We start from the raw sequence: 284 nt of genomic DNA, 5'->3' as shown, positions 1-284 counted from the left end.
AGCTTCAACTAATCCATTATGCTTTGATGTTTTATACGCGCATCCCTTTGCCATCTTTGAGCAATGTAGATCAGAGCACGCAAGACCATGCCAGCCGCTATTTTCCCCTTGTCGGCTGGCTGGTTGGTTCAACGACAGCTCTCGCATTCATCCTTTTAAGTCATATATTTTCTCAAGAGCTAAGTATTCTTCTCGTCATATTACTTGGCATATACATGACGGGCGCCTTTCATGAGGATGGTTTGGCTGATACCTGTGATGGTCTTGGTGGTGGTTGGTCACAA

1 protein-coding gene is annotated in these 284 nt (G+C 45.1%); it reads left to right on the top strand.

What is annotated here, in order from left to right:
- Window positions 1-284, top strand: a 284-nt coding sequence (locus A3739_RS15115) for an adenosylcobinamide-GDP ribazoletransferase (RefSeq protein ID WP_197472352.1), incomplete at both ends; no start/stop codon positions are given.

The sequence above is a fragment of the Oleiphilus sp. HI0067 genome, from assembly GCF_001635735.1.
Note: the sequence above shows the minus strand (reverse complement) of the source record. Positions and strands in the feature narration are given on the sequence as shown.